We start from the raw sequence: 5,794 nt of genomic DNA, 5'->3' as shown, positions 1-5,794 counted from the left end.
CTTAGTAGAATCAAGATCCAACTTAGTTTCATCGTAGTCATCTGAGATTCCTACTGATTGGATGTTGTCCTTGTTAGCTGCGTCAAATTTAGTTGTATCCAACCAAACTTGGTAAACCAATTTATCGCCACGTTTAACAGTCTTGGTATTGATGTTTTGTTTTTCGTTGTTTGAGGCATCGTCCGCATATGGGTTGGCATTTGTATCTGCGTACTTATCTGCCAACTCTTTATCATCATCAACGAGCTTATCGCCTGTGATATCGAATTTTTCTTCAGAAACAACGTATTTCTCTGGTTGGAACTTAGGTTCTTCTGGTGGAGTTACACGGTTGTTAAATTCTTTATCAGCTGGTTCAGTTACGTTAGCAACCAATGCTTTAGCTGTACCGTCATGAGATACTGTTACAGTTACTTCTGCCTTCATAGTATCGTAAGTGACAGTTGCGTCTGTACCTTTCACCTCTGTTACAGAGTAAGTGTAAGTACCTTCTTGACCCTTCTTGTATTTAAGGGCAGTGACTTTTTCACCAGCTTTATTTGTGTACTCTACCGGAGAGAATTTAATCTTACCATCTGCATCGTTGGTTGCAGTCGCAATCACAATATTGTCGCTGTCTTTCAACTCGAATGTAAATTCGCCAGCTTTAAGCTCACGACCTTCCAAACGTTTTGTGAAGTTGAATTCTGCAGTGATTGGTACAGAGTTTACACGTTTTTGAGTTGGTTTTTCTGGTTTTTCAACAGATTTGCTTACTGGGTTATAAACATGAACGATTTGGTTGGCTTTATTTTCAATATCCACTCCACCCGCAACGTCATCTTTAACAGTTGCTGGGATATCAAATTTATAGTAGCGACCAAATGCAAATTTAGTTGTATCGATAACTTGTGTATTATCAACATCACCTAGTGATTTGTTTACAGAAGTCTTAGATGTTGCTGTAATGACACCATTTTCAACCTTAATGTCAAACTTGTCTGTTACGTCATCCCCAGTTTCACTGTCATATGCTTTAATATCAGCAGCGTTAACAGTTAATTTATCTGCATCGTAAGTATCAGAGATACCAACAGATTGGATGTTGTTTTTGTCAGTGAAGTTCTTAGTATCCAACCATACTTGGTAAACTAATTTATCACCACGTTCAACAGTCTTAGTATTGATGTTTTCTGCTTCGTTGTTTGAAGTTCCATCTGCGTATGGGTTAGCATTTGTAGCAGTGTACTCGTCAGTCAATTCATCATCATCGTCTACAAGTTTTGTTCCTGTAATGTCAAATTTCTCTTTATTAAGAACAAATTTCTCTGGTTGGAATTGAGGTGCTTCTGGTGGAGTAACCTTGTTGTTAAATTCTTTATCAGCAGTTCCATCAGTTGATGCACCCTCAGCATCCACACCGCCAGTTGATGTTACATTCGTTACAGTAGTTAAGGCATGACCTTTCTTAGACACTTCAACTGTAATGGTTGCTTTCATTGTGTCATAAGTCATTCCAAGCTTTTTTGAAGCTGGGATTACTTCTTCAACAGTATAGGTATGTGTACCAACTTTAGTATTGTCAAATGACAACTCAGTGAAAGTAACTGTTCCATCTTCTTTATTAGTAACAGTTTCAATTTCTTTACCAGTTGAATCTTTCAATACGAAGCTAAATTCACCTGCTTGAAGTGCACGACCTGCAAGTTTCTTCGTAAAGTCGAACTTAGTAACTACTGGTGCCACTACATAGTTGTTGAATTCTGAATCTTCTGGCATGCTCACTTTTGCGGACAAGAGACCAGTTGTAGCATCCTTAGTAACAGTTACTGTTACTACCGCATTCATTGAATCATAGTCAATGTTTGTGTCAGCTCCAGCTACTTCACGTACTGTGTAAGTATGCGTACCTTCTTGAGCATAAGGGATTGCATCAAATTGGATAGTTCCGTCAGCCGCATTCTTCTTAGTTTGGATGACATTACCATTTTCAAGTAATTCAAATGTGAAGGCATCTTTTGTAAGCTCTTTACCTTCAAGTTTCTTAGTAAACTTGAATTGAGCTTGTGCTGCAGCAGGTGTGAAGGTATTGTTAAATTCTTTATCTGCTGGAAGTGCTGCTACAGCAGTAAGAGCATGACCTGATTTGGTAACTGTAACTGTCACGTTAGCCTTCATGGTGTCATAAGTCATACCAGCTTCTTTTGTTTCAGGGATAACTTCTTCTACAGTGTAATTGTGATCACCAACTTGAGCATTTGTAAATGTTAAAGCATCAAACTTAACTTTACCATCAACATCATTTTGCTTGGTTTGAAGAACAGTTCCTTCAGAATCTTTCAAGACAAAACTGAATTCGCCAGCTTTAAGTTTACGGCCTGCAAGAGCTTTGCTGAAGTCAAATTGAGCTGTTACTGGTGCCACTACATGGTTGTTAAAGACTTTATCATCTTCACCAGTTGCTTCACCACCTGTTGAGGTCATTTCAGTCTTAGCTGACAAAAGACCTGTAGTTGCATCTTTTGTAACAGTGACTTTCACTGCGATAGTCATTGCATCGTAGTCTACATCGGCTTTATTGCCCTTCACTTCCTTAACAGTATAGTTGTATTCACCTGCTTGGTCAAATGACAATTCACTGAAGCTAATCTTACCGTTAGCCTTGTTAGTGACTGTTTCACTAACATTGTTGGCACCAGTCAAGGTAAAGCTGAAGTCTCCAGCATTCAAGGCTCCATTTGAGAGTGATTTATCAAACTCAAGGTTTACTTTAACAGGAGATGGTGTGAAGGTATTGTTGAACTCTGTATCTGCAGGAAGTGTATTTGTTGCTTTAAGAACGTGACCTTCTTTAGTAACAGTGATCGTTACTTCAGCTTTCATTGGGTCATAAGTCATTCCTGATTCAGAACCTTGAACTTCTTCTACAATATACTTGTGGGTTCCAACTTGTGTCTTGTCAAATGTCAAGTCATCAAAGGCTACAACACCTTCTTTAGTATTTGTCTTAGTTTGAAGAACCTTACCTGTTGAATCTTTAAGAACAAAGCTAAACTCGCCAGCTTTCAACTCACGACCTGCTAGAGCCTTGCTAAAGTCAAACTTAGTCTTAACTGGAGCTACAACATAGTTGTTGAAGACCTTGTCATTCTCACCCTCAGCATGACCACCTGTTGATGTATAAACTGCTTCAACTTCTAGTTTATCCTGAGCATTTTGAGTAACGGTAACTGTGAGAGTAACCTCCATACCATCATAGTCAACGTCCTTATCCGAACCAGCAACTTCCGTAATCTTATAAGTATAGGTACCTGGTTTTTCGAATGTTAGTTGGCTAAAGGTTGCCTTACCATTTTTGTTGGTAACTGTTTCTTGATGTGTGCCACCTTCTTGTTTAAGGGTAAAGCTAAAATCACCATCATTTAAAGTACGTCCTTCAAGAACTTTACTTACTTCAGGAGTGTAGGTTACTGGATCTACTTTTTCATAGTAGAAAACTGTTTCCGTATATGGCGTCAATCCATTAAGCAAGTCAACGTTGGTACCAATACCGTTATTTCCCCTTACTAATTGTTCGTTTGGAGAAAGGTGTCCAATATTATCTCCAAGGAAAGGAACAAAGACTGTTTTCTTAGGTGTGTATCCTGCAGCTCTTTGGAAGTCAAATGCAGTTTCCTTACCGTTTGGATAGTTTACTCCATTTTTATCAGTAAAAGGAATCGTGTACAGAGGTGTCTTCTTAACAACTAAATCTTCTGTGTTTACCTTTCCAGGTTTTATAGGCTTGGTTTCTGCAAGGAGCATATAGCCATCTGTACTTAAGGAACCGTCAGAACGCTTGCTTTGTTGCTTTGGATCAAGAAGATAGACACGAACGACAACTGAACCATCTTCTCCGACGATTTCTTTGATACGCTTGATACCCGCACGCTCCGCATCCATGAATTTAGTCCCAACAACATATGGACGAGAAACATAACCCGTCATACTATCAGCAGGAGCTTCTTGATAGAGTTTGTAACCTGCAAACTGACGTTTCCCTGAAGCAGTGAAGTTTTGACCTTCTGTAGCTGTCAATGTATACTTAGCTAATTCAACTTCATTACCATTCGCCTCATAATCTTGAACAGTTGTATCTGTTTTACTAGCATTATAGGTAGGATTAGCTTTGTCAACTACTTTATAGTGAGTGATTTTGGTAACAACTCGTGGAATTTTGAAGTTACTATCCGTAATCGTGCGTCCATTATAGGTAGGCTCTACTACGTTCATAACATCAGTAGTTGTACGAGCATTATAAACAGCTGTCAAAAGTGCTTGTTCTGTCGGTGTAAGTTCATGATCTGGATTTACTAGCGATGCAATTCTATCAGCCACCTTATAACCTGTTTGTAGAAAAGGCTGAACTGTTTTATCTGCTGCTGTAGAAGTCTGATAGTCAACTTGGAAGGTCAACTCAGAGTTTGACTTAGCTGTTGTTGTAGAGAACTGCTGAACACCACTTGTTGCAGTGATTGTCTTTGTTTCTACAATATCACCTGTATTCTTATCGATTAGTTCAACGACAGAATCAGTTGAGTCACTAAAGTTCTTATAGATACGAACGTAGTAGTTGGTATTGTAACGTTTATTAAATCTTGTAAGATCTAAGATACTAAATGTATAGTAATCTCCAGCTTTTCTTTCATAACCAGCAGGTACATCCTGGGACTTAACTGTTGCACCAACAGGATCTGACATATCTGGATCTGCTGTTTCACCATCTTTAAGTGTAGTTGTAGTTGCTATTGCTTCTGTGTTATGGTCAGTTGCAGCACGACGATTACGGCGACGACCACCATTTGTAGCTAAAGCACCGGCATTTACAGTATTCTCAGCTGCCAAAGCTAGTGTTTCTGTATCTACTAGTGATTTTGCTTCAACATTAGTTGCACTAGCATTTGTATCAAGGCTAGATGCCTCGGTTACAGCTGAAAGTTCTGCTTTAGACTCTGATTTTTCTTCAGTTTTATTTTCAGACTTTTCTGTTGCCTTAGGCTTAGCTACTACAGTTTCTACTGTTTTTGAATCAGTTGCTGATGGTTTAGAAGACTCTGATTTTGCCTCCGAACTAAGAGATGTTTTTTCCTCAGTTTTTTCAGCTTTTGTTTCTTCTGATTTTACTTCAGTTGGTTCTGATTTTACTTCTTCAGGCTTAGCTTCAGATGTTAAAGTTTCTTGCTTACCTTCTGAAGTTTCAGAAACAGCCGAATTTGCTACATCCGTGGATGCCTCTGTCAACTTTTCCTTTTCGACTTGTTCAGTATTCCCAGCAGAAGCTGCTGTTTGTGCTACAATCTCAGCAGCATTTACCGCACCACCATTAGCCATCATGAAGCTAAGGGTCGTTCCTAAAAAAACTGATGCGACCCCAACTTTATATTTTCTTAAAGAAAATCGTTGTTGCTCTCTTCTTATCATGTGATAAGTTCTCCTTTTTTAAACATTTTAACTAATAATATGTAAGTTTGTTGACTTTTTCCAGAAAAAAATGGACTTCCCCACATTACTAGTAACGCTACCAGTATACCATACTAAAGGATTTATAGCAAGAATAACGATGCTCTAAAACTCTATCCCCAAAATGTATAATATGCATTTTAGAAGAATATTTAATAACGAAAGACTTTTAATATATACATATAAATTTCTGTTCGAATTCCTACTTAGTGTTCAATATAGTTACTTAGTTTATAAAATACATGTTATAATAAAGCTATGGCATATAGTACAGATTTTAAACAACGAGCATTAAATTACATCAAAGAGGGACACA

At 38.2% G+C, this 5,794-nt stretch carries 1 protein-coding gene; it reads right to left on the bottom strand.

Translation table 11 applies throughout. The features are described 5' to 3' along the window. A partial coding sequence (locus E7C97_RS08855; protein ID WP_316108961.1) for a Spy0128 family protein occupies positions 1-5,439 on the bottom strand: 5,439 nt, incomplete at its 3' end. Between the last annotated feature and the right edge of the window lie 355 nt (positions 5,440-5,794).

The organism is Streptococcus sp. (assembly GCF_032481935.1).
Lineage (GTDB): Bacteria > Bacillota > Bacilli > Lactobacillales > Streptococcaceae > Streptococcus.
Note: the sequence above shows the minus strand (reverse complement) of the source record. Positions and strands in the feature narration are given on the sequence as shown.